The organism is Streptococcus sp. DFI.7.26 (assembly GCF_022240605.1).
Taxonomy (GTDB): Bacteria; Bacillota; Bacilli; order Lactobacillales; family Streptococcaceae; genus Streptococcus; species Streptococcus xiaochunlingii.
Genome location: NZ_JAKOGN010000046.1, coordinates 1 through 570, shown reverse-complemented (window position 1 = coordinate 570; position 570 = coordinate 1). Strand labels below are relative to the sequence as shown.

The following is a 570-nucleotide window of genomic DNA, read 5'->3' as shown; positions in this document are numbered from 1 at the left end:
CCGACGATGATGCAAATCGTTTCAAAACTATGCCTTATAGTTTAAATCAATACCAGACTAATATTGATTGGCAATTAGTACAACTTCGATATCGTCATCTTACAATTGACGAATGTATGGCTATGTATTTAGATCAAGGTAATTGTCTAGTCCCTTCCCCTGAAGTAGAAAGTTTTAAAATAGATTATCAGGAGACTATTTATTATCACTGTTTATACAAAAATACTTTAAAGTACCAATTGCTGAAAGTATTTTCTTCAATACCTGGTCTCGAAAAATATCCTTTAACTAGATTTAAAAATAGTATAGTAATTTATGACACAAAATTAGAATTGAAAAAGACTCACAACTTGATAAATAGTAAATTCTCATCAAAAGACATAGTGAATCAACTTGAAGTTACAGAAAAAGATTTCGATTTTTACTATAAAAAAGCTAGACATAAAAATCCTGATTATAGCATACAAGAAAATCAAGTAAATCTAACTGAATTAAACTTAGTTAGATTATTGAATAGTTTTCAAAAAACATATCTTGATAACCCACTATAATCAATCTTTTTAACTAGTA

1 pseudogene is annotated in these 570 nt (G+C 27.4%); it reads left to right on the top strand.

The features are described from left to right. Window positions 1–551, top strand: a pseudogene (locus L0M85_RS09855) (ATP-binding protein); the annotation flags it as partial. Window positions 552–570 lie beyond the last annotated feature (19 nt).